The 968-nt window shown below is 58.1% G+C and carries 1 protein-coding gene; it reads right to left on the bottom strand.

Annotation, left to right across the window (positions count from 1 at the left end):
- Window positions 1-968: IS110 family RNA-guided transposase (locus NCT04_RS34235; protein WP_250470272.1), on the bottom strand; the 968-nt coding region annotated here is incomplete at both ends.

The raw sequence follows: 968 nt of genomic DNA, 5'->3' as shown, positions 1-968 counted from the left end.
ATCCACTGGGTAAACCGAATTCGAAGAATTGCCGATACGGCTGGTTCCTCTTGATCATACTGTAGGCCACCCGCGCCATCTTGGCGGCGACGGCCGTCAGCGCTTTGCGCCTCAGGTCAGCGTTCCCCCGGATCAGCGCGGATATAGCGTTCGTATTTCGAGCGAAACGAGTTCTCTTCATGCGAACGGCAGCTACATCAGCAAGCCAGAATGCCAGGCGCAAGCGCGCATTTCCTCGTTTTGAAAGCTGCTCGCGCCCGCGTTGCACGCCCGACTGCGTTTTTGCAAGGTCAAATCCGCAGTACTTCAGGAATTGCCGGTGGTGGCCAAAGGGACGCATATCGCCAGCCTCGGCGAGTATGGTCATGGCGATCACCGAACCAATTCCGGGAAGTGTCTTCAGATGTGCAAAATCTGCGTTATCACGCAGTGCTAACTCGGCACGCGCCTCGATTTCAGCACGAAGAACGTTCAAATCCTGATATCGCTGCAGCGTGATTCGGAATGTCTCCACGGCCAGCGAATCGGCAGCGTGGGGCAAGGCAGCAGTATGTGCGGCAGACTCCCAGATCCCCTGGAGTTTGGCGCGCTTGTCAACCTTACGGCCGACTAGATCCCACGCTGCGGTCGTGAAGGCTTCGCGGTCCAATGAGCGCACATGGGTGGGCGTCGGGAATTCAAGCATGAAACGCACGAACCACTCGTTGCGCGTCGTGCACCAGTAGCGGTGCATCTCGGGATAGTAGAGCGGAAGGCAGTGGTTTATCAGCGAATGCTGCACCTTGGTCCTGGCGCGAGACACTTGGTAGTAGGTCTTCGCCAGCTCTTGGAGATCGTGATGACCGGCGAGCTGCGGATCGACGTACCGCTGGTACAGCCCACGCCTAAGCATCTCCAGGATCACCTGCGCGTCCTTCGGATCGTTCTTATCCCATGAGTTGAACAGCGCCTCGCGGTAGCGAGCCTGC

Origin of the sequence: Caballeronia sp. GAFFF2 (genome assembly GCF_023631485.1) — a bacterium.
Lineage (GTDB): Bacteria > Pseudomonadota > Gammaproteobacteria > Burkholderiales > Burkholderiaceae > Caballeronia.
The sequence above is the reverse complement of the archived record's forward strand: the minus strand, read 5'-3'. Positions and strand labels throughout refer to the sequence as shown.